This is a genomic window from Desulfurivibrio modestus (assembly GCF_044068625.1).
Lineage (GTDB): Bacteria > Desulfobacterota > Desulfobulbia > Desulfobulbales > Desulfurivibrionaceae > Desulfurivibrio.
On record NZ_JBIPKH010000002.1, the window covers coordinates 228,519 to 249,819 of the forward strand.

Annotated in this window: 21 protein-coding genes; 10 read left to right on the top strand and 11 right to left on the bottom strand. The window is 60.9% G+C overall.

All coding sequences use genetic code 11. The features are described 5' to 3' along the window. Window positions 1–7 precede the first annotated feature (7 nt). Genes rlmN through serC form a run of 3 tightly spaced genes read right to left on the bottom strand, consistent with a single transcriptional unit; the run spans window position 8 to window position 3,064 of the window. Window positions 8–1,063, bottom strand: a complete 1,056-nt coding sequence (gene rlmN, locus ACHHRT_RS02645) for a dual-specificity RNA methyltransferase RlmN (protein WP_395497411.1) — start codon at window positions 1,061–1,063, stop codon at window positions 8–10. 34 nt (window positions 1,064–1,097) lie between these two features. Beyond that, a complete protein-coding gene (locus ACHHRT_RS02650; protein WP_395497414.1) occupies window positions 1,098–1,970 on the bottom strand; it encodes a radical SAM protein in 873 nt (290 codons plus the stop codon). Window positions 1,971–1,981: 11 nt separating this feature from the next. Then, complete coding sequence (gene serC / locus ACHHRT_RS02655; protein WP_395497416.1) at window positions 1,982–3,064, bottom strand: 3-phosphoserine/phosphohydroxythreonine transaminase; 1,083 nt, start codon at window positions 3,062–3,064, stop codon at window positions 1,982–1,984. A 59-nt stretch (window positions 3,065–3,123) separates the two neighbouring features. Here serC and miaA point away from each other — a divergent pair, with 59 nt between their 5' ends. From miaA to miaB, 6 genes are all read left to right on the top strand, one after another. After that, window positions 3,124–4,074 carry a tRNA (adenosine(37)-N6)-dimethylallyltransferase MiaA gene (gene miaA / locus ACHHRT_RS02660; RefSeq protein WP_395497418.1) on the top strand — a complete coding sequence of 317 codons (951 nt, stop codon included), beginning with the start codon at window positions 3,124–3,126 and terminating at the stop codon, window positions 4,072–4,074. Next, window positions 4,071–4,622, top strand: a complete 552-nt coding sequence (pgsA, locus tag ACHHRT_RS02665; protein ID WP_395497420.1) for a CDP-diacylglycerol--glycerol-3-phosphate 3-phosphatidyltransferase — start codon at window positions 4,071–4,073, stop codon at window positions 4,620–4,622. The genes miaA and pgsA overlap by 4 nt, the downstream gene beginning before the upstream one ends. 7 nt (window positions 4,623–4,629) lie before the next feature. After that, complete coding sequence (gene recJ / locus ACHHRT_RS02670) at window positions 4,630–6,366, top strand: single-stranded-DNA-specific exonuclease RecJ (RefSeq protein ID WP_395497422.1); 1,737 nt, start codon at window positions 4,630–4,632, stop codon at window positions 6,364–6,366. A gap of 331 nt (window positions 6,367–6,697) precedes the next feature. After that, complete coding sequence (gene purB, locus ACHHRT_RS02675) at window positions 6,698–8,146, top strand: adenylosuccinate lyase (protein WP_395497424.1); 1,449 nt, start codon at window positions 6,698–6,700, stop codon at window positions 8,144–8,146. A 14-nt stretch (window positions 8,147–8,160) separates the two neighbouring features. Next, window positions 8,161–8,376: a DUF4911 domain-containing protein gene (locus ACHHRT_RS02680; protein ID WP_395497426.1), complete on the top strand. Its 216-nt coding sequence runs from the start codon at window positions 8,161–8,163 to the stop codon at window positions 8,374–8,376. A 5-nt stretch (window positions 8,377–8,381) separates the two neighbouring features. After that, window positions 8,382–9,719, top strand: coding sequence for a tRNA (N6-isopentenyl adenosine(37)-C2)-methylthiotransferase MiaB (gene miaB, locus ACHHRT_RS02685; RefSeq protein ID WP_395497428.1), 1,338 nt, complete (start codon window positions 8,382–8,384; stop codon window positions 9,717–9,719). On the opposite strand, the gene ACHHRT_RS02690 is transcribed toward miaB, so the two are convergent. From ACHHRT_RS02690 to ACHHRT_RS02725, 8 genes are read right to left on the bottom strand one after another with little or no spacing between them, the layout of a single operon-like run. Then, the gene (locus ACHHRT_RS02690) at window positions 9,714–9,932 is read right to left on the bottom strand and encodes a hypothetical protein (RefSeq protein ID WP_395497430.1); all 219 of its coding nucleotides are present in this window, start codon (window positions 9,930–9,932) and stop codon (window positions 9,714–9,716) included. The genes miaB and ACHHRT_RS02690 overlap by 6 nt on opposite strands. 14 nt (window positions 9,933–9,946) lie before the next feature. Next, window positions 9,947–11,176 (bottom strand): NADH:ubiquinone reductase (Na(+)-transporting) subunit F, encoded by a 1,230-nt coding sequence (gene nqrF / locus ACHHRT_RS02695; protein WP_395497432.1) that lies wholly within the window; start codon window positions 11,174–11,176, stop codon window positions 9,947–9,949. Window positions 11,177–11,198: 22 nt separating this feature from the next. After that, entirely contained in the window at window positions 11,199–11,807 is a 609-nt protein-coding gene (gene nqrE, locus ACHHRT_RS02700) for an NADH:ubiquinone reductase (Na(+)-transporting) subunit E (protein WP_395497434.1), read from the bottom strand. A gap of 5 nt (window positions 11,808–11,812) precedes the next feature. Then, window positions 11,813–12,436, bottom strand: coding sequence for an NADH:ubiquinone reductase (Na(+)-transporting) subunit D (locus ACHHRT_RS02705; protein ID WP_395497436.1), 624 nt, complete (start codon window positions 12,434–12,436; stop codon window positions 11,813–11,815). Continuing rightward, window positions 12,429–13,214 carry a Na(+)-translocating NADH-quinone reductase subunit C gene (locus ACHHRT_RS02710; RefSeq protein WP_395497438.1) on the bottom strand — a complete coding sequence of 262 codons (786 nt, stop codon included), beginning with the start codon at window positions 13,212–13,214 and terminating at the stop codon, window positions 12,429–12,431. The genes ACHHRT_RS02705 and ACHHRT_RS02710 overlap by 8 nt, the downstream gene beginning before the upstream one ends. After that, window positions 13,207–14,421 carry an NADH:ubiquinone reductase (Na(+)-transporting) subunit B gene (locus tag ACHHRT_RS02715; protein ID WP_395497440.1) on the bottom strand — a complete coding sequence of 405 codons (1,215 nt, stop codon included), beginning with the start codon at window positions 14,419–14,421 and terminating at the stop codon, window positions 13,207–13,209. Before ACHHRT_RS02715 ends, ACHHRT_RS02710 begins: the two co-directional genes overlap by 8 nt. Continuing rightward, window positions 14,418–15,806, bottom strand: coding sequence for a Na(+)-translocating NADH-quinone reductase subunit A (locus ACHHRT_RS02720; protein WP_395497442.1), 1,389 nt, complete (start codon window positions 15,804–15,806; stop codon window positions 14,418–14,420). The genes ACHHRT_RS02715 and ACHHRT_RS02720 overlap by 4 nt, the downstream gene beginning before the upstream one ends. A gap of 2 nt (window positions 15,807–15,808) precedes the next feature. After that, window positions 15,809–16,846 carry an FAD:protein FMN transferase gene (locus ACHHRT_RS02725; RefSeq protein WP_395497444.1) on the bottom strand — a complete coding sequence of 346 codons (1,038 nt, stop codon included), beginning with the start codon at window positions 16,844–16,846 and terminating at the stop codon, window positions 15,809–15,811. A gap of 158 nt (window positions 16,847–17,004) precedes the next feature. Here ACHHRT_RS02725 and ACHHRT_RS02730 point away from each other — a divergent pair, with 158 nt between their 5' ends. The 4 genes from ACHHRT_RS02730 to ACHHRT_RS02745 all read left to right on the top strand — a co-directional run bounded on the left by ACHHRT_RS02730 (window position 17,005) and on the right by ACHHRT_RS02745 (window position 21,289). Next, window positions 17,005–18,030 carry a hypothetical protein gene (locus ACHHRT_RS02730; protein ID WP_395497446.1) on the top strand — a complete coding sequence of 342 codons (1,026 nt, stop codon included), beginning with the start codon at window positions 17,005–17,007 and terminating at the stop codon, window positions 18,028–18,030. A gap of 83 nt (window positions 18,031–18,113) precedes the next feature. After that, complete coding sequence (gene gnd / locus ACHHRT_RS02735) at window positions 18,114–19,022, top strand: phosphogluconate dehydrogenase (NAD(+)-dependent, decarboxylating) (protein ID WP_395497448.1); 909 nt, start codon at window positions 18,114–18,116, stop codon at window positions 19,020–19,022. Window positions 19,023–19,036: 14 nt separating this feature from the next. Next, window positions 19,037–20,605, top strand: a complete 1,569-nt coding sequence (zwf, locus tag ACHHRT_RS02740) for a glucose-6-phosphate dehydrogenase (RefSeq protein ID WP_395497450.1) — start codon at window positions 19,037–19,039, stop codon at window positions 20,603–20,605. A 30-nt stretch (window positions 20,606–20,635) separates the two neighbouring features. Next, window positions 20,636–21,289, top strand: coding sequence for a histidinol phosphate phosphatase domain-containing protein (locus tag ACHHRT_RS02745; RefSeq protein WP_395497452.1), 654 nt, complete (start codon window positions 20,636–20,638; stop codon window positions 21,287–21,289). Window positions 21,290–21,301 lie beyond the last annotated feature (12 nt).

Here is a 21,301-nt window from a genome sequence, read left to right on the forward strand (position 1 = left end):
CCCAGGTCTACTCTTTTTCCCCGGCCAACTGGCCGCAGGCGGCGGAGATATCCGCCCCCCGGCTGGTGCGGAGCAGGGTGGTGTGGCCGGCTTTGCGCAGAATCTGGCGGAAGGCCTCGATGGTTTCATCATCGGGGCGGCGGTAGGGGAAAGAGGGGGTTTCGTTATAGGGCAGGATATTGATCTTGCAGCGGATCCCGTGCAGTTTTTTGACCAGCAGGCGAGCGGCGGCGGCCGAGTCGTTGATCCCTTTGAGCATGGCGTACTCGATCATGATCCGGCGGCGGGGAGGCAGGGGAAATTCCCGGCAGGCCCGCAACAGTTCTTCCAAGGGGTAGGTGCGGTTGATCGGCATCAACAGATCACGGGTTTCATCGTCGGCCGCGTGCAAAGAAACCGCCAGATTGACTGGAACTTTTTCACCCAACTCCTTCATTTTAGGCACAATTCCACAGGTTGAAACCGTAATGCGCCGGCCGGAGAAATCATGCCCCCGCTGCTCCATCAGAATCTGGATGGCCCGAATCAGATTATCAAAATTAAGCAGCGGTTCTCCCATGCCCATGAAAACCAGATTGTTGATCCGGGGGGAAGTTTCACCCTCGCCCGCGCCGGCCTGCCTTTGCAGCCAGAGCAGGGTGCTGTCCACCTGGCCGACGATCTCCGCCACCGTCAGGTTACGTTTGAAGCCCATGGTGCCGGTGAGACAGAAGTTGCACCCCATGGCACAACCCACCTGGGAAGAAACACACAAAGTGTGGCGATCTTCCTCTGGGATCAGCACGCTTTCTATCAAATGACCATCGGCCAGGCGAAAGGCGAACTTGACCGTGCCATCGGTGGATCGTTCCTCCTTGACCGCTTCCAGCCGGCTGATGGTGGCCTTTTCCGCCAACAGGGCCCGGACATGTTTGGCGATATCGGTCATTCGGGCAAAATCATCGAACCCCGGGCGATAAAGCCAGGCAAAAATCTGCCCGGCCCGAAAGGGTTTAAGGCCCAACTCGCTGACCCACTGGGTCATCTCGGCCAGGGTCAGGCTTTTCAGGTCCATCTTTTCCATCTTGTTCATCACCGTTGGGGTGGTCTTAGCTTGCTTAAAGGGCCCGAAGATATTCGGGACGCAGGGCGGTCTCTCCGGCCAGGGCCCGGTCGATGGCGACCAGCACCTGTTCCCGGTCTCTGGGCAGGCGGGCATTGATACTCAGATAATTGGAGGGGTGGTTACTCTGGAGCTGGCAGCGGCAATCCCCCAGGTTGACCACCATTGAGCGCAGTTCCCGCAGCAGCCCGACCTGGTCGGGCAGGGCGAAATGTCCCGCCGCCGCCTCCCGGTAAAGGGGAGTGCCGGGCAACAGCATCAGGGTGAGAATCCCGATCTGGTTGGGCTGCATCGCCGCCAGCACCATCCCGGTGGCCTCGGCGTGGGCCAGGGAATCCCGGCGGCCGGCAATACCCAGCAGGGCGGTAACCGAGAGAAAAATTCCGGCTTGGCGTACCGCCTGACCGGCGGCGATCATCGCCGTCGCGTCGGCCCCCTTGGCGATGGCGGCCAGGGTGGGATCATGGCCACTCTCCAACCCCATGTAGATCCGGTCCAGCCCCAGCCCGGCCAGCTCCCGCAACTGCTCGGGGGTTTTATGGCGGATCGCCTTGGCGTTGGCATACAACCTGACCCGTTTCACCCAGGGCAGCCGCCGCCGGATCTCCCGCAGCAACTTAGACAGTCTAAATTGGGACAGGGCCAAGACATCGCCGTCGGCCAGAAAGATCCGGGATTGGCGGCGGCAGTGGCGGGCGGCAAACTCCAGATCGGCCTGGATGGTGGCCTCATCCTTGAGGCGAAACCGCTCTTCCTTATAAGTGGCGCAAAAGGTACAGCGGTTGTGGGAGCAGCCCACCGTCACCTGCAGGATGATGCTGTCCGCCTCGCTGGGCGGCCGGATGAGGTGGGTGCCCTGGTAATCCATCAGGCCGGGTATCAGCCGTTTTTGCGAGCAAACTCGCGCATGAACTCAACCAGCTTCACCACCCCCTCACGGGGGAAGGCGTTGTAGATCGAAGCCCGGCACCCCCCCACCGAACGATGCCCCTTGAGGCCGTCCAAACCCTGGGCGGTGGCCTCCTTGATAAACTGGGCCTCCAGTTCCGGGGTGGGCAGATTGAAGGTGATATTCATCAGCGAACGGGAATCGAGACGGGCATGGCCCCGGTAAAAATCGTTGCCGTCGATCTCGTCATAAAGCAGGCCCGCCTTCTCCCGGTTGATCCGCTCAATGGCCGCCAATCCCCCCAGATCACGCAACCACTTGAGTACCAGCCCCACGGCGTAGACCGCGAAGCAGGGCGGGGTGTTGAACATCGAACCCTTGTCGGCGTGGGTTTTGTACTTGAACATGGTGGGCAGGTTGGCCGGGGCCCGGTCAAGGAGATCGTCCCGGATAATCACCACCGTCACCCCGGCCGGCCCCATATTCTTCTGGGCTCCGGCGAAAACCAGGCCAAAGGGCCGGATATCGAAGGGGCGGGAGAGAATATCGGAGGACATGTCGCAGACCAGCATATTGTGCGAATCGGGAAAGCTCTGGAATTGCGTGCCGTAAATGGTATTATTGGACACAAAATAGAGATACTCCGCCTGGGGGTCGACCTGGTAGTCACCATTGGCCGGCACATGGTCGTAGGTGGACTCCTTGCTGGAGTAGGGCACCTCGATCTCGCCGAACAGCCTGGCCTCCTTGATCGCCTTGGCCGCCCAGACCCCGGTGTCGAGGTAGCTGGCCTTTTGGCCGGTCGCCAGCAGATTCATCGGCACCATGGCAAACTGGGTGGAAGCCCCTCCCTGCAGGAAGAGGACCTTGTAATTATCGGGAATATCCAGCAACTCCCGGAGCAAACTGTCAGCTTCATCGACAATGGCCATAAAGGGTTTGGAACGATGGCTCATCTCGATCAGGCCGATGCCGCTCTCCTGATAATTTACGATATCACGGGCGGCCTGTCGCAAAACCTCGGGGGGCAGGGTGGCCGGCCCTGGACTGAAATTAAAGATACGCTCCGGCATGGACTGTTCTCCTTTTTTGGGCAATGTCGTGGGTCGCAAGAATCGCACGCGTTTGAATCATGAAAAGTTCTCATATTTACCGGAAAAAAGAGGCCGGAACAACCGATTTCTGTCTGGTTGGGCCCACGGCGGTGGGAAAAACCGCTCTGGCCCTGGAGCTGGCCCGGCGCTTTGATGCGGAAATCATCAGCGTCGATTCCATGCAGGTTTACCGCCACCTGGACATCGGCACCGCCAAGGCCACCCTTGCCGAACGGCGGCAGGTCCCTCACCACCTGATTGACATCATCGATCCCGACCAGGATTACAACCTGGCCCGGTTTCTGGCCGATGCGGCTGCGGCCCGCCGGGAGATCAAAGCCCGGGGCAAAGGGGTGCTGTTCACCGGCGGCACCGGCCTCTACCTGAAAGGCCTGCTGGATGGCATCTTCGAATTTGACCGTGAAGACAAGCTGCTAAAAGCAGAACTTGCCGCGCGACTGGAGCGGGAGGGGGCAGGGGTCCTGCACGCCGAGCTGGCCCGTGTTGATCCCCAATCAGCCGACCGGATCCATCCCCACGATCATCAACGCCTGCTGCGGGCCCTGGAGATCTATCGGACCGGGGGGGTGCCCTGGTCGGAACTGCTGCGCCGGAGCCGGCAAACCGCCCTGTTGGACCCCGGGGTGCCGGTAATTGGACTTGCCCGTCCCCGGGATATTTTGTATGAACGGATCAACCTCCGGGTGGAGATCATGCTTAGCCAGGGACTGGCCGCCGAAGTCCGGGAACTGCTGGCCCGGGGTTACGGCCCCGAATTACCGGCCATGCAGGCCATCGGTTATCGTCACATGGTGCAATACCTGCAGGGCAACTGGAGCCTCAAACAGGCTGAAGAGCTGCTGGCCCGGGATACTCGGCGCTACGCCAAACGCCAGCTGACCTGGTTCAACGGGATGGCGCGGATCAAGTGGTTCTCCCCCGATGATCTCGAGGGAATATGCCACTGGCTGGAGCAACATAGTCCATGAATATTCCCAATCTGATTACCGTAATTCGAATCCTGCTGGTACCGGTACTGGCGATCTTCCTGCTGGAGGAGCAGTATGGCTACGCCCTGCTGATCTTTATCATCGCCGGGGTCAGCGACGGCCTGGACGGCTTTCTGGCCCGGCTGCTGAAGCAGAAGACCCGGCTGGGCGCCATTCTCGATCCGCTGGCCGACAAGGCCCTGCTTATCACCTCCTACATCATCCTGGCGGTGGTCGGGGTTATTCCCCAGTGGCTGACGGTGCTGGTGGTCAGCCGGGACCTGATTATCCTGGCCGGATTCGGCATCCTGATGTTGAACAACAGCAAGCTGCAGATCGAGCCAACCTATACCAGCAAACTGACCACCGTCTTCCAGTTGATCACCGTGGTCTATTTTCTGGGGCTCGAATATCTGCTCTCCCTGCTTTTCCTGCGGGATTACCTGCTGATCGCCACCGCCTCCCTTACCTTGCTCTCCTGCGGCCAATACCTGATCATCGGCTTCAGGGAATTTGGCAAAAATCAACAAAACAGTCAGATAAGTTAAAAAGATCATGTTGGATGTTATCCCTCCGGATCCGCCGGCCCTGGAGCCCGGCCGCTGCCACCTCCTGGCCCAGCGCCTCGGTCTACCCCAAGCCCTGGTGGCGGTGCTGTGGCGGCGGGGCCTCCAGGATGAGGCGGAGATCTCCGCCTTTCTCTATCCCAACCTGCAAGAACTGCCGGACCCCGATCTGATGCGGGGGATGCGGGAGGCCAGCACCATCACGGCCGCCGCGGTGGAGGAGGGCAGGCCCATCGTGATCTATGCCGACTACGATGCCGACGGCGTGACGGCCGGGGCCCTGCTCTACCTTTTTTTGCGCCGCCTGGGCCACCGCAACCTCCACTACCTCTTGCCCCACCGCATCACCGATGGCTACGGAGTCCACGCCCATCTGCTGGCGGCCATGGCCCAAAAACTGGCCACCGAAGAAGGCGGCAACCCTCTGCTGATCACGGTGGATTGCGGGATCAGCGACCACCAGGCGGTGACCGCCGCCAAAGAGTTGGGCTATACGGTGATCATCACCGACCACCACCGCCCACCCGCCACTTTGCCCCCGGCCGCCGCCATCCTCAACCCCCATCAGGCCGGATGCCCTTTTCCCTATAAGGATCTGGCCGGAGTGGGGGTGGCCTTCTATCTGCTGATGGGCCTGCGCCGCCGCCTGGTCCAGAAGGGCCGGCCGGCGGAAAAACTACCCAATCTCAAGGAATATCTCGACCTGGTGGCCCTGGGAACCATAGCGGACATGGTCAGCGTCCGGGGGATAAACCGCATCCTGGTAAAAGCCGGCCTGACCATCCTGGCAACCGGCGGCCGGCCGGGCCTGGCAGCCTTGCGTGCGGTGGCCGGCATTGGCGGCCAGTTGCTCTCAACCACCGATATCTCCTTTCAATTGGCCCCTAGAATCAATGCCGCCGGCCGAATCGCCACCCCGGAAACCGCCTTTCGCCTGTTGATCAGCCAAAGCCCCGCCGAGGCCGCCGATCTGGCCGCCGATCTGGAAGAGATGAACCGGCGGCGGCGGGAGTTGAGTGAGCGAATCACCGCGGAGGTCAAAGAAAAAATTACAAAAGACCAAGCAGATACAGCTAATATTTTAATCTACTCCTCAGCGGAATGGCATCCGGGGGTGCTGGGAATCGCCGCCACCCGGCTGAGCCGGGAGTACCAGCGGCCGGCCATTTTGTTCAGCCTGGAGGATGGGGTAGCCCGGGGCTCGGGGCGCTCGGTGGCCGATCTGGACCTGTTGGCGGCGGTGACCAGCTGCCAGGAGTGGCTCACCGGCTACGGCGGCCATGCCGCGGCCCTGGGACTCTCCCTGGATCAAGGTCAATTGGCCGCTTTCAGCCGGCAACTGGACCAGGAAATCGGGCGCAAAATGGCGGAGATTCCCCCGTCGCCGCCGACCGAACCGGACTGGTTTTTCCCCGACGGCCGGCTTGACCCTCGTTTGCTGGAAATTTATCCCTTACTCGAGCCATTTGGTCCGGGAAACCCGGAACCGCTCTTTGGGGTGCAGGGGAAACTGGAGCAGCCCGGGATCGTGGGCGGCAACCATCTCCGTTTCCGCTGGCGACAACCGGGCTTGACCTGCAGCGGCATCGCCTTCGGCCATGGGGCCGATCTGTTGCCGCTCAGTCATCAAACCATGGAGCTGACCTTTGCCTTTCAGCGCAACAACTATCATGGCCACGCCAACTGGCAAATGCGTATTTTGGGAATCACCCCAGCGGGGGTATAACTTTTTCTTAAGGTCAACGCTTTGATATTTTTTAACTTAATTTAACTATACATAATATACATTATGCGACATTATGATATGGTCGGAAAAAACGGCAGCGACACAGATACCACCGACGGCCGCCAGCGCTCCCCGGGCGGCGATGGCAAGGAACCGGTTATGGGGCATGCAATCCCCACCGAATTCTGTTATATAATCCAGCTGCCGGTTCCCATGCCGTTTTAGGCCATTTTTCGCCCCGGTTTATCCATTTGGCGGCAAAAAACGAACAATTTGGCATTAACAAAAGAACAATATATCAAACTTATACGCAATTAACCGGAGAAACGTGATGAATCGTGATCTATACCAGGAGCCGCTGGTCAGTCGCTATACCAGCGTTGAAATGCAAACCATCTTTTCCGAGCGCAGCAAATTCACCACCTGGCGCCGCTGCTGGGTTGCCCTGGCCGAAGCCCAGCATGAGATGGGCCTGGATGATCTGGTTACCCGGGCCATGGTCGATGAGTTGAAAAAACATGTCGATGATATCGACTTTGAGCTGGCGGCCCAGAAAGAGAAAGAGATTCGCCACGACGTCATGGCCCATGTTTACGCCTACGGTCAACAGTGCCCGCTGGCCGAGCCGATCATCCACCTGGGGGCCACCTCCCAGTTTGTCGGCTGTAACACCGATCTTTTGCTCCAAAAGCAGGCCCTGGGGCTGATTAAAAAAGCCCTGCTGACGGTCATCGCCAATTTAAGCGCTTTCTGCCGCAAACACAAAGGGTTGGTAACCCTGGGCTACACCCACTACCAGCCGGCCCAGCCCACCACGGTGGGTAAGCGCCACACCATCTATCTCCAGGATCTGCTGATGGATCTGGAGGCCATCGAATGGTTGGAAGGCCAGATCAAGGCCCGGGGGGCCAAAGGCACCGTGGGCACCCAGGCCACCTTCCTGGAGCTTTTTAAGGGTGATCAGCAAAAAGTACGGCAACTGGATGAACTGGTGGCCAAAAAGCTGGGCTTTAGCCTGCTTTTTCCAGTTACTGGCCAGACCTATACCCGCAAACTGGACTGCAAAACCGCCGAGACCCTGGCGGGAATTGCCACCTCGGCCCACAAATTTGCCGTCGATCTGCGGCTGCTCTCCAATCTTAAGGTCCAGGAGGAGCCCTTCGAGAAAAACCAGGTGGGCAGTTCGGCCATGGCCTACAAACGCAACCCCATGCGTTCCGAACGGATGACCGGCCTGGCCCGCAAACTGATGGGGCTGGTGCCCAATTTCTATGCCACCTATGCCAATCAGTGGTTTGAACGCACCCTGGATGACTCGGCCATCCGCCGGATGGATATCCCCCAGGCCTTTCTCTTGGGGGATGCCATCTTGCGACTTTACATGAATATAACCTCAGATATGGTTGTTTATCCCAAACAAATTGAAAAACTGCTACGCCAGGAACTGCCCTTTATGGCCACCGAAAAGATTCTGATGGCCGCGGTTCGCAAGGGCGCCAGTCGCCAGGAGATGCACGAGGTGGTCAAGCAGCATTCGGTGGCAGCCGGCAAGATGGTTAAGGAGGAAGGGGGCGATAATGACCTGCTGGTCCGACTGGCGGCCGATGAGCGCCTCCCCTTCTCCCTGGCCGAACTGGAAGAGTTGATGGCCAATCCCGCCGAGTTTGCCGGCCGGGCCGAGGCCCAAACCGAGGAGCTTCTCGCCGAAGAGGTGGAGCCCCGGCTGGAGCGTTACCGCCATCTTCTGGAAGGCGCCATGGACAGCAGCCTCAAGGTTTAGTGAGCATAATCGGAATGGAACTTGCCTCTCGCACCATGATCATTGCCCCGGCCCGAATCGGTTTTTTCCGCTTTATCTTGGAGGCCTACGACAACCTGGCCCTGCTCACCACCATAGATGAGCGTGAGGGACGGGTAATCCTTCGCTATTCCGAAGAGATGGCCCCGGAAGTTGAACAACTGCTGCTGGCCTTGGCCCCGCAGCTCTCCCCTCCTCCCCCAACCACTTGAGCGGTATGAACAGAAATCTCTATATCGAAACCTTCGGCTGCCAGATGAATGAGCGGGACTCGGAAATCATGGCCCAGCTGCTGGGTGAGGATTATTACCTGGAAACCTCCAGCCCCGAGGAGGCCGACTGTATTGTGGTCAATACCTGCAGCATCAGGGGTAAGGCCGCCCAGAAAGCGTACAGCCTGCTGGGCGGTTACCGGACCCTCAAGGAGCGCAACCCCGACCTGGTGATCGCGGTCACCGGTTGCGTGGCCCAACAGGATGGTGCCGGTCTGCTGGCCCGAATGCCCCACCTCGATCTGGTGGTCGGTCCCCAGAATATCTATCGGCTGCCGGAGCTGGTGCGGGCCGCCCGGGACCGGGCGGCCCGCACCACCGCCGTCGAGCTCTCCCCTACCTTCGCCATCCCCGCCTTTCTGCCCAAAATGGAAGGGAACCGACAAAGCTCACCCAAACGTTTCGTGACCATCATGCAGGGCTGCAACAATTTTTGCACCTATTGCGTGGTGCCCCATACCCGGGGCCGGGAGATCAGCCGCCGGCCCGAGGATATCATCGACGAGGTGCGCCACCTGGCCGACCATGGGGTGCGGGAAATCACCTTGCTGGGCCAGAACGTCAACTCCTATGGCCTGGACCAGCCCGCCGGGAACCGGACCACTTTCCCCGACCTGCTCCGTTTAGTGGCCCAGGAGGCCGGAATCAGCCGGATCCGTTTTACCACTTCCCACCCCAAGGATCTCTCCCCGGAACTGATGGTCTGCCTGGGACAGATCAACAAACTCTGCCCCCACTTCCATCTGCCGGTACAGTCCGGTTCCGACCGGATTCTGGCCCGAATGAACCGCAAATACACCCGGGCGGCCTACCTGGAAAAGGTGGCTGCCCTGCGCCAGGCTTGCCCGGAGATTGCCATCACCACCGATATAATCGTCGGATTTCCGGGGGAAAGCGAGGGTGATTTCGAGCAGACCATGGAACTGCTGGAGCTGGTCCGTTACGATTCCGCCTTCTCCTTTAAATACTCCGACCGGCCCAAGGCCGCCGCCGCCGACTTTCCGGACAAGGTGGCGGAAGAGGTCAAAAGCGCGCGCTTGGCCCGCTTGCAGGCCCGGCAGGAGGAGATCAGTCAGGAGATCATCCGGGAGCTGGTGGGTAAAACGGTGGAGGTGATGGTGGAGGGTAAAAGCAAGGCCGCCGGCGACCAGTGGAGCGGCCGCACCCCGGAAAACCGGATCGTCAACTTCTCCTGTGACCGGCAACTGCACCCCGGCCAACTCCTGCGGGTGATCCTGGAAGAGGCCTGTCGCCACAGCCTGCGTGGTCGCCTGGTCTCATGATTTTTCCCCCGGCCGGCCCTGGGGCTGGTTCCGCTCCCGACCCGCTTGGAGCTGATCACGGCAGGAGGAGCAGAGCCGGCCGCCATCCTTGTGGCAGATGCCGGTGAGACCGTGGGGGGTTTTACGCAAACGCCGCCGACAGAAGTTGAGCAGCAGGCCGACCCCCCCCACCACCAGCAGAGTAATGGCAAAGGTCAACAGCAGGTTCTTCATCGGCCAACCTCCCCTTAACCGCCAAAGTCATCGTAAAAGATGCTTTCCCGCTCCACCCCGAGTTCGGTGAGCATCCCGGTCAGGGAAGCGATCATGGGCGGAGGCCCGCAGGCGTAGTACTGCACATCCTCCGGGGCCTGGTGATCCTTGAGGTAATTTTCATACAAAGCCTTTTGGATATGGCCCACATGCCCATCCCAGTCATCCCCTTCCCGGGGTCGGGAGAGGGAAAGGTGGAAAGAGAAGTTGGGGAACTCCCGCTCCAGGGCTTTGAACTCATCCACGTAAAACACTTCCCGCAAACTGCGCCCCCCATACCAGAAGGAGATTTTGCGCTTACAGTTCCGGCCCTTGAGCAACTCGAAGATATGGCTGCGCAAGGGCGCCATCCCGGCCCCGGCCCCCACGTAGATCATCTCCTGCTCCCCTTCGCGGATGAAAAAATCCCCATAAGGTCCGGAGATGGTCACCTCGTCGCCGGGCTTGAGATTAAAGATGTAGGATGAAGCCTTCCCCGGCGGCACCTTGCTGACCTCCTCATCGTCCAGGGGCGGGGTGGCCAACCGGACGTTGAGTTTCAAAATCCCCTTCTCGCCGGGATAGTTGGCCATGGAGTAGGCCCGGCTCACCGGGGCGTGGGCCGAAGACTTGTACTGGAAGAGGCGGAACTTGGTCCAGTCGGCCATGAACTTTTCATCAACCTCGAAGTCGGAAAACTCCAGAACGTGGGGAGGGATTTCGATCTGAATAAAGCCGCCGGGCTTGAAATCAACCTCCTCACCCGGCGGCAGTTCCAAGACCAGCTCCTTGATGAAGGTGGCAATGTGATGGTTGGAGGCCACCACGCAGCGCCACTTCTTAGTCTCCAGCATCTCCCGGGGGACGGTGATCTCCAGATCGTGCTTCACCGCCACCTGACAGGCCAGACGGACCCCTTCCCGAGCCTCCTTGCGGTTGATATGGGAGCGCTCGGTGGGCAGGATGCTGCCGCCGCCGCTGTTGACCGTTACCCGGCACTGGCCGCAACTGCCCCCACCCCCACAGGCCGATGAGAGGTAAATCCCCTGTTCGGAGAGCGAGGTGAGCAGCTTGTCCCCCGGTTTTGCCGACAGTTTTTTCTCGCCATTGACCAGGATCGCCAACTCCCCTCCCGGCATCAGGTTGCGTTTGGCCAGAACAATCAGGGCCACCAGCACCAGCTGGATCACCAGATAGGAGATTATCGCGACCGTAATTTCACTCATCTTAATTCCCGGTCCCGGAGGATTAAAAGGTTATCCCCGCCACGCCCATGAAAGCCAACGCCATCAGGCCGGCGGCAATGAAGGTCAGTCCCAGGCCACGGAGACCGGCGGGCGGATCGGCATATTCCAGCTTCTCCCGAATTCCCGCCAGCAGCACCACCGCCAGCAGAAAACCACCGCCGGCCCCCAGACCGTAGGCGAAACTCTCGCCCAAAGTGTAATCCCGCTCCACCATAAAGAGGCTGGCCCCCAGAATGGCACAGTTGACGGTCAACAAGGGCAGAAAAATCCCCAGGGTATTGTAGAGGGCCGGCACATAACGATCCAGAAACATCTCCAAAATCTGGACCACGGCGGCGATCACTCCAATATAAACCAGCAGCCCGAGAAAGGTGAGATCCAGCCCCCCCTGCCCGATCCAAGCCAGGGCATCGGGTTTAAGCACCCAATTCAGGATCAGGTTATTCAGCGGCACGGTGATCGCCTGGATCACCACCACCGCCAGCCCCAGGCCCAGAGCGGTCTTGACCTGCCGGGAGATGGCCAGGAAGGTGCACATCCCAAGGAAAAAAGAGAGCACCAGGTTTTCGACCAGCAGGGCGGTGAAAAAGATTTCGAAATAGTGGCCCATATCCCTTACTTCTCCTGCTGCCCGGGATAGATAACCCGCAACAGCCAGATGATCAGGGCCACCAGGAAGAAGGCGCTGGCCGGCAGCAGCATCAGGCCATTGGGCTCATACCAGCCCTCCCGGCGGGTGGTGGCCAGGATGGTGTGGCCAAAAAGGGTGCCGGCCCCCAGCAGTTCGCGCCAGAAAGCAACCACCAGCAGGACAAAGGAGTAACCCAGGCCATTGCCGAGACCATCGATGAAGGAACGGCCGGGGGGGTTGCTCATGGCGAACCCCTCGGCCCGGCCCATCACGATGCAGTTGGTGATGATCAGACCGACATAGATGGAAAGCTGGCGGGAAAGATCATAAAAAAAGGCTTTCAGAATCTGATCCACCAGAATCACCAGGGTGGCGATGATCGTAATCTGGATCCCGATCCGGACGGTATTGGGGATATGGTGACGCAGGGCGCTGATGATCGCTCCGGAGCAGGCGGCCACCAGGGTCAGACAGATGGACATCACCAGGGCGGTGGCCATATTGCCGGTAACCGCCAGGGCCGAACAGATTCCCAGAACCAGCAGGGCGATGGGGTTGCGCTCAAAAATCGCCCGGAACAGCAGTTCTCTCTTGCTCTCTTCACTCATCGTCCAATCCTCCCTCCCGATAACGCTCCAGGAAAGGCTTGAAGCCATGTTCACCGAACCAGAACTCCAGCAGGTTGCTGACCCCCTTCAGGGTCATGGTGGCCCCGGAGATTCCGTCGATCTGGTGCCGGCCCTCTTCACCCGGGGGGGCGTCACCCTTGACCACCCGCAGGGCCGGCTGATCGCGCCGGTCGTAAACCTGCTTGCCGCGCCAGGCCGCCAGCCAGCCGGGGTTCTCGATCTCTCCCCCCAGGCCCGGAGTTTCGCCATGGCGGTAAAAGGTCGCCCCGGCCACGGTATTCAGGTCGGCGGCCAGGGCGACATAGCCGTGCATGGTGGACCAGGCCCCCCGGCCGCGGATGGGCAGCACCACCTTTTGCAGCCGGCCGTTTTCCCGCACCAGGTAGATCAGGGCGTACTCCTCCAGCCGGCCCAGACCGGCCAGATCCTCCTGCCGGCTCAACTCCCGGCTGGTTTGGGGCTTGAGGGCGGTCTTAAGTTGATCGAACTGCCCGGGGTCGATCTTCTCCGGGGGGACAAAGCTGCCGTCCCGCAGGCGGATAATCCTGGCCTCCACCCCGGCAAACAGCTGTTCCACATCCACTCCCGCCTGGTAAATTCCGGCGGCCTGCAAGATATTTTTCTGCTGATCGATCCGCTGGTTGGCCTCCTGGCGTTCCCGCAACCCCACCGCCGCCCCGGAGACCAGGGCCGAACAGACCAGGGCCAGCAACAGGACCGTGTAAAATGAGCGGAAGCTGTTTTCCCGATCAGCCATGGCGCAGCATCCTTCGCCTGATATTGGCCTGGATCACCAGGTAGTCAAATAACGGGGCGCAGATATTGCCCAGCAGGATCGCCAGCATCACCCCTTCCGGGAAGGCGGGGTTAAGAACTCGCAGAACCATGGCCAGGGCCCCGATGAACAGGCCGTAACACCATTTGCCGATGTCGGTATGGGGCGCGGAAACCGGATCGGTGGCCATGAAGACCAGCCCCAGGGCAAAACCGCCCAGCACCAGGTGCCAGTGGGGCGGCACCTGATGCATGGGGCTGTCCGGGGCCGGGAAAAACCAGAAGAGCAGAGTGACCACCAAGGCCCCCAGCAGCATGGAACCCATGATCCGCCAGGAGGCGATCCGGGTGACCAGCAGCAGAAGCGCTCCCAGCAGACAGGCCAGGGCCGAGGTCTCCCCCATGGAACCCGGGATGGTGCCGACAAAGGCCTCCCACCAGCTATAACCCAGCGAGGCCAAAGGATCGCCGGCCGGGGCTGCGGCCAGGGCGGCCAGGGGAGTGGCACTGCTGAAACCGTCCACCGCCACCCACACCCCTTCCCCGCTCATCTGGGCGGGATAGGCAAAGAAGAGAAAGGCCCGGCACACCAGGGCCGGATTCATGAAATTGCGCCCCACCCCGCCGAAGACCTCCTTGGCAAAAATAACCCCGAAACTGGTCCCCACCGCCACCTGCCAGAGGGGGATGGTGGGCGGCAAGGTCAGGGGCAACAGCAGGCTGGTGACCAGAAACGCCTCGGACATCTCATGGCCCCGGATAATGTTGAAGATGGTCTCCCAGACACTGCCCACCACCACGCAGACCAGATAGATGGGCAGAAAATAGAGGCTGCCGTGGAGAATATTGGCGGCCAGGCTGGTGGGAGAGGCGCCGGTGGTGGCCGCCAGAATCGCCCCCCGCCAGCCGGGAGGCAGATCCACCCCCAGGCTTTGCAGGGCCAGATTGGCCTGGTAGCCGGTGTTCCACAAAGCCATCAGCACGCAGGGGATCAGGGCGATGATCACCATGATCATAATCCGTTTGAAATCGATGGCGTCCCGCACATGGGGAGCGGTGCTGGTGGTCAACCGACTGCCCATCAGGAAGGAGTCGGTGGCCTCATAGAGCGGATACCAGCGTGACCAGCGCCCGCCCTTCTTGAAATGGGGTTCAAGGTGCCGCAGGTAGCTGTCCAGTCGCCTGATCATCCTTCGGCCTCGATACTGGTCAATACCGCCCGGAGCATCGGCCCGAAATCGTTCTTGCCCGGACAGACAAAACCGCACAGGGCCAGATCCTCCTCAATCAGTTCCAGGCAGCCCAGCTCCATCGCCTTCTCCACATTGCCGGTGGCGATGCTTTTCAGCAGGGCGGTGGCGATGATATCCAGGGGCATTACCCGCTCATAACCACCCAGGGGGAAGATGGCCCGCCGCCCCCCCCAGAGGGCGGTGTTCATCGCCAGACGGCCGCCGCTTTTTTTAAAGCGGGTCAGGACGGAGATAAAGGCGGGAGTGAGGGAAAAACGGTCACGCCCCAGGCCAAGCCAGTTGAAAGGAGCACTGCCCGCACTCTCGATCAGGGCGCTGACCTGATCGTGATAACGTCCCAAATAAGCAAAGTTGCCGGCGGCTCGACGACCGTCCAGCACCGAGCCGGAGAGCAGGCGCAAAAGAGGGGGTTCCGCCGCAGCCGTCGCCGGCCCCGAATCGGTCAATTCGCCGGCGCACAATTCAGCCAGGGAGGCGCCCGGCGGGGCTTTGATCAACCGGGGATTTTTAACCCCCGGCCCGGCCAGGGCCACCACCCTGGAGGACAACAGACGCCCGGTGCGGAAGAGATGGCCGATGGCAATCAGATCCTGATAGCCGATCTGCCAGACCTGCTTGCCCGGAGCCACCGGGTCCAGAAAATGGATATGGGTCGAGGCCAAACCGGCCGGATGGGGGCCGGCAAAGCGCGCGGAGGTGATGCCGGTCAGTTCATCCCCCGGCAGATCAATCCCGGCGGCGGCGCATAAAAATATCTTCGGCACCAAGGTGTGCAGCACCTGCAGGCCGAGCCGGAAATCAGCGGCGGCCTTACCGATAACCACGGCCGGATCAGCCGCCAAAGGCCGGGTATCCATGGCGGTAACGAAAAGTGCGGAAGGACGGCGATCGACGGCGGCCACCTTACCGAATGGCCGGGTCCGCAGAGCCGGCCAAAGCCCGGAATCCAGCAACACCGAACGGACGGTTTCCGCCGGCAGCCCAGGACCCCGCTCCTGGGCCAGAGCGGGGAAGGTGACCTGATCCTCTCCTTCAATCCTGATCACCAGCGCCTGGAAACGCCGCCGTTCCCCCCGATTGATGGCAATCACTTCCCCAGCCAGGGGAGCGGTGAACTTGACCCCGGGATTTTTCTTGTCGGTGAAAAGCAGCTGCCCGGCGGCCACCCGTTCCCCCTCCTTGACCGCCAGGGAGGGACGCAGGCCGATATAATCATCACCCACCAGGGCCAGATGCCCAACGACGTTACCCGGCTCGATCTCCTGGCGAGGCGGGCCGCTGATGGGCAGATCCAGCCCTTTTTTGAGGACAAAATGTTGCATAATCAGACGGGGAAACCGGCGGTTTGGCTGACACTCAAATCCTTGCGCACGAAATAGCCCTCGCAGCCGGGAAAGACGGTCAGCAGGTCCATGGCCTGCTGGGCCCCCAGCACCAGAGAGGCGGTGGCCAGAGCGTCGGCCAGGGCGGCGTTGGGGGCGGTGATGGTCACCGCCGCCAGCTCCGGCGAGGAAAATCCGGTCCGGGGGTCGATGATGTGATGATAGCTGAAATCGGAACTGAAGGGCTGATAATAGTCCCCTGAAGTGGCCACCGCCAGGCTGTCGGCGTTGATCACCGGCAAGGGCAGGGCCAGCTGGGGACGGGGATTCCGGATCCCGATCCGCCAGGGTTCCCGGCCGGGCTTACCCCCCTTGACCAGCAGGTCTCCGCCGGCCTCGACATAGATCTGTCGGCAGCCGTGGGCGGCCAGGGTGGCGGCTCCCTGATCCACGATATGGCCCTTGGCGATCCCGTCCAGGGTAATGGCCATGCCGCCGGCGGCCAGACTCACCCTACCGCCCTCCAGCCGAACCCCGCGAAAATCAACCTGCCGGCGGGCGGCGGCAATGGCGGCCCGCCCCTCATCTCCGACGATAACCGCCGGTTGCTCGGCCAGCCGCTGGTAAAGTTCCAGCAATGGCAGCATGGTGATGTCAAAGGCGCCGGCGCTGGCCTCGCTCACCCTGCCCGCCAGCTGGAGCAGGGCCTGGAGATCAGCGCCGGCCGTCTCCAGGGTGCCGGTCCGGTTGAGAACCCCAACCTCGCTCTCCTCGCGAAAACGGCTCAACTGACCCTCCAGCTCGGCCATTCGGGCCAGAGTCGCGGTCACCGCCGCCTCGGCCTGCTCCCGATCCCGGCTGTAAACGGTAAGGTTGACCACCGTCCCCAGCATGGCCTGACTGCGCCGCACCACCCGCATTCCGGCTTCACCGCAGCCTAAAAGTGGCAACCCCAGAACTCCGGCGGCCCCGGCCAGGGCGAAGATCTGTAAAACCTGACGGCGGTTAATACCTCTCTGTTTCCTGCTGTTGCCTGTCATGATAGATGTCTCCTTGCGCTGAAGTATGACGGCGCAAGCTGGTTTCGTCCATCGATTTTTCTTTTTGAAAACCGCTTTTTTTGATACCTAATGGGTGATCTTGCCCGCTGGTCGGCAAACGGTCAAAATGGATTAAAAATGGATCACGGTGGTAAATTGTGCTCAGGTTAAGCTGTCTGCTCTACTTCGCGTTGACCGGCCTCAGCGGTTATCTCTATGGTCTCGGGCCACAACTCGCTCCCGGGGTAAACGCCCATGGCTTGATCGGGGTGCTGGGTTTCGGCTATACCTCTTTTCTCCATTTCCTGGTTACACCCCAACGCTATGGCCCCAAGGCCTCCCGGCTGCGCAACCTGCTGGCCGGCCTCTCTCTCCTCCTGGTAGCTGGAGCCCTGGCGGGCAGCTCAGCCCTGCTCAACGGCGCCGCCCTGGGCTACCTGCTGACCACCATTTTGCTGGGGCTTGGCGGCAAAGCCACCGCCAACCGCCGCGAAGACCGCTTCCTGCAAACCGCGGTCCTGATCTCCATCCTGAGCTGGATCTATTTTCTCTATTCCTGGAACTTTGCCTCATTCTGGCAGCTCGAACTCCGGTTTTCCCATATCCTGCTGGCCTTCTCCTTTCCCCTCTCCCTGCTGCTCTTCTCCCGCTATCTCGATCTGCTGCAGATCTCAACCAAACAGGCCGGCCTGACCCTGGTCGTCCTGGTAAGCGGGGTGCTGGCGATGTTTGCCGGGATGCTGCTGGGCTGGTCCTGGCTGGAAACTTCCAGCGCCGGGGTGTTGCTGTTGCTGATCGTGTTCTATCTACTCAAATCCGCCGGCCAGCGCGATATTTTGCTGACAATCGCCTTCGGCGGTCTGCTGCTCACCGGGGCCAGCGGCATCTGGTATGTTATGGTTTATGGTCAGAATTACAGCCGAATCCTGCTCGCGGCCCACGCCCATCTGGCCCATTTCGCCTGGGCGGCCTACGGAATTTACCACCTGCTGATGAATCAGGCCGGTTACGGAGTCGGGAGGCAGGCCATCTTCTTTGCGCCGCTGTTCCTCGCCCTGGCCGGCCTGATCACTTGGATGCTCCAACCGGTTGCCTGGCTGCTGCCCGCCAGCCTGCTGCTCTTTCTCGCCTCGGGCCTCTCTCTGCCCCTGACCTTGTTGGCCAAAACCTCCCGACAAAATTAATTGCCCTTGGTGGTAACTGTGTTAGCATCGAACAAAGGTTAAATGATCCTTTTTTTTATCGCAAGCTGACTAAGGAGAAAAAAATGCAAATCGGCATGATCGGACTGGGAAGAATGGGAATGAACATGTGCCGCCGCCTGTTGCGGGGCGATCACATGGTGGTGGCCTACAACCGCACCCCGACCAAAACCGAGGAACTGGCCCAGGATGGAGCAATCCCCGCCTACAGCCTGGGGGAGCTGGTCGCCAAACTTGAAACTCCGCGGGTGGTCTGGCTGATGCTGCCGGCCGGGGCCACGGTGGATCAACACCTGGAGGAGCTGGCCCAACTGCTCAGCCCCGGCGACCTGGTGATTGAGGGCGGCAACACCTTTTATAAGGATGACCTGCGCCGCGCGGCCTTGATGGAGAGCAAAAAGATTCACTATCTCGATGCCGGAGTCAGCGGGGGAATCTGGGGACTGCAGGTGGGCTACTGCACCATGGTTGGGGGAGAAAAGAGCGATTTCGACCGGATCGAACCGCTGCTTGCCACCCTCTCCCCCCCCGAAGGTTATCTCTACTGCGGCCCCCATGGCGCCGGCCATTATGTCAAGATGGTCCACAACGGCATCGAATACGCCATGATGCAGGCCTACGGGGAAGGTTTCGCCCTGCTGGAAGCCTCCCCCTACGGCAAGGAGCTTGATTACTCGGCGGTCTCCCATCTCTGGAACCAGGGCAGCGTCATCCGTTCCTGGTTGTTGGAGCTACTGGTGCCGGCCTTCGCCAAAGATCCGCGCCTGACCGAGATTACCGGCCATGTCGATGATTCCGGCGAAGGCCGCTGGACCGTGCAGGAGGCGGTTGAGCGCGGGGTGGCGGCCCCCACCATCGCCATCTCTCTGTTTCAAAGGTTCCAGTCCCGCAACCCCAACGCCTTTGAAAACCGGGTACTGGCCGCGCTGCGCCGTGAATTTGGCGGCCATGCCGTGGTCTCCGCCAAAAAATAAACTAAGCTATGGTTATGGACAACACCACCAACCCGGGCCAACGAAGCAGCGACCAGGGAACCTGCGCCCTGCGCGGCGGCAACGACCTGCCCTCCTGCTCCATTGTGATTTTCGGCGCCTCCGGCGATCTTACCGCCCGCAAGCTGATCCCGGCCCTGCTCAACCTTTTCCGGCATCATTGTTTGCCCCCGCGCTTCAATATCGTGGGGTGCGGGCGCAGCCCCATGGATCACGATGCCTTTCGTCGCAGCCTGGCGGAGTTTCGCCAGCAAAACCAGCCTGATGACGATCCGACCGCTTGGCAGAAATTCGCCCCCCGGATCTTTTATCAGGAGTTGCGCTACGATCAGCCGGCGGACTATCTCGTCCTGGCCGAACTGCTGGCCCGCCTGGACCGGGAGCATGGGGTGGCCCCCAACCGGGTCTTTTACCTGGCGGTGCCCCCCTCGCTCTATCCCCTGATCGGGGCGCGCATCGGCGAGGCAGGCCTGGCGGCCGCCACTGCCGAGGAAAACTCCAGCCAGGTCCCTTGGTCGCGAATTGTGGTGGAAAAACCCTTCGGCCACGACCTTGCTTCGGCGGTGGAGCTGGACCGGGTTCTGCACAACAGTTTCGCCGAACGGCAGATCTTCCGGATCGACCACTATCTGGCCAAGGAAACGGTGCAGAACATTTTGATGCTGCGCTTTGCCAACGCCATCTTCGAACCCCTCTGGAACCGAAGTTATATCGATTACGTAGGGATCCTCAGCGGGGAAAAACTGGGGGTTGAACACCGGGCCGGTTTTTACGAATCGGCCGGAGTGCTGCGGGATATGTTCCAAAACCATATGATGCAGCTGCTGGCCCTGACCGCCATGGAACCGCCCTCCCGCTTCGAGGCCACCCAGGTGCAGGATGAGAAGGTCAAGGTCTTTCGGGCCCTGAAACCTTTGGACAGCGGCGACCTGGCCGCCAGCCTGATCCTGGGCCAGTATGGCCCGGGGACGGTGGCCGGGCGCATGGTGGCGGGCTACCGTCAAGAACAGGCGGTGGCCGCCGATTCCACCACCCCGACCTTTGCCGCCATGAAACTGCTGATCGACAACTGGCGCTGGCGGGGGGTGCCCTTCTACCTGATCTCCGGCAAACGGATGCCGGCCAAGGAGACCCGGATCGTCATCCAGTTCAAGGAGGTACCCCACTCCATGTTCCGCCGGGAAACGGCGGACACCATCCTGGCCAACCGCCTGGTGCTGGGGATCCACCCCGAAGAAAAGATCTCGCTGAGCTTTCAGACCAAAAGCCCCCACAGCAAGGAGTGCCTGCAGCCGGTGACCATGAACTTCAACTACGAACGCCGCCGGAACAACCGACCGGGATTCGATGCCTATGAAATGGTGCTGCTGGATTGCATTCAGGGAGACCACATGCTCTTCTGGCGGCAGGACGGGGTTGAACTCTCCTGGGCCTTTCTCGATCCGATCCTGCGGACCTGCGAGGAGTGCACGGTGGCCGAGAAACTGCTGCAGTTCTACCCGGCGGGCACCCCCGGACCGGAGGCCGCCCACCCCTGGATGAAAATGTTGAGTGATCCGGAATGAGGACCACCTGAAAACCTGGAGATATTAAAAATGATCGATCTGCATACCCACTGCCTCTTCAGTGATGGCGAACTGGTGCCGGCGGAACATCTGCGGCGGGTGGAGATCCTGGGCTATCAGGCCATCGCCATCACCGACCACGCCGACCACTCCAACCTGGATTTCATTATTCCCCGAATTGCCGCCGCCGCGGCCAAACTGAACCCCCACTCCAAGACCCGACTGCTGGCCGGCATTGAGCTGACCCACGTACCGCCGGAGCTGTTTGCCGAGCTGACCGACCAGGCCCGCCGGCTGGGAGCGGAGATTGTGGTGGGCCATGGCGAGACGGTGATGGAGCCGGTGAAACCCGGGACCAACCGGGCGGCCATTCTGGCCGGGGTCGACATCCTGGCCCATCCCGGCCTGCTCAACCGGGAAGACGCCCAATTGGCGGCCCAAAAAGGGGTTTTTCTCGAGCTCTCCGGCCGCAAGGGCCACAGCCTGACCAACGGCCATGTGGCCGCCCTGGCCCGTCAGGTGGGAGCCCGGCTGGTGATCAACGCCGACGCCCACGGCCCCGGAGATTTCCTGACGGCGAGCATGGCCGAAATTGTCGGCCTGGGGGCGGGATTGTCGACCGCGGAATATAAGCAGGTGCGGGCCAATATGGCAGAACTGGTTAAAAGGGCCACCCCTGCCTGACCATGTTTTTCC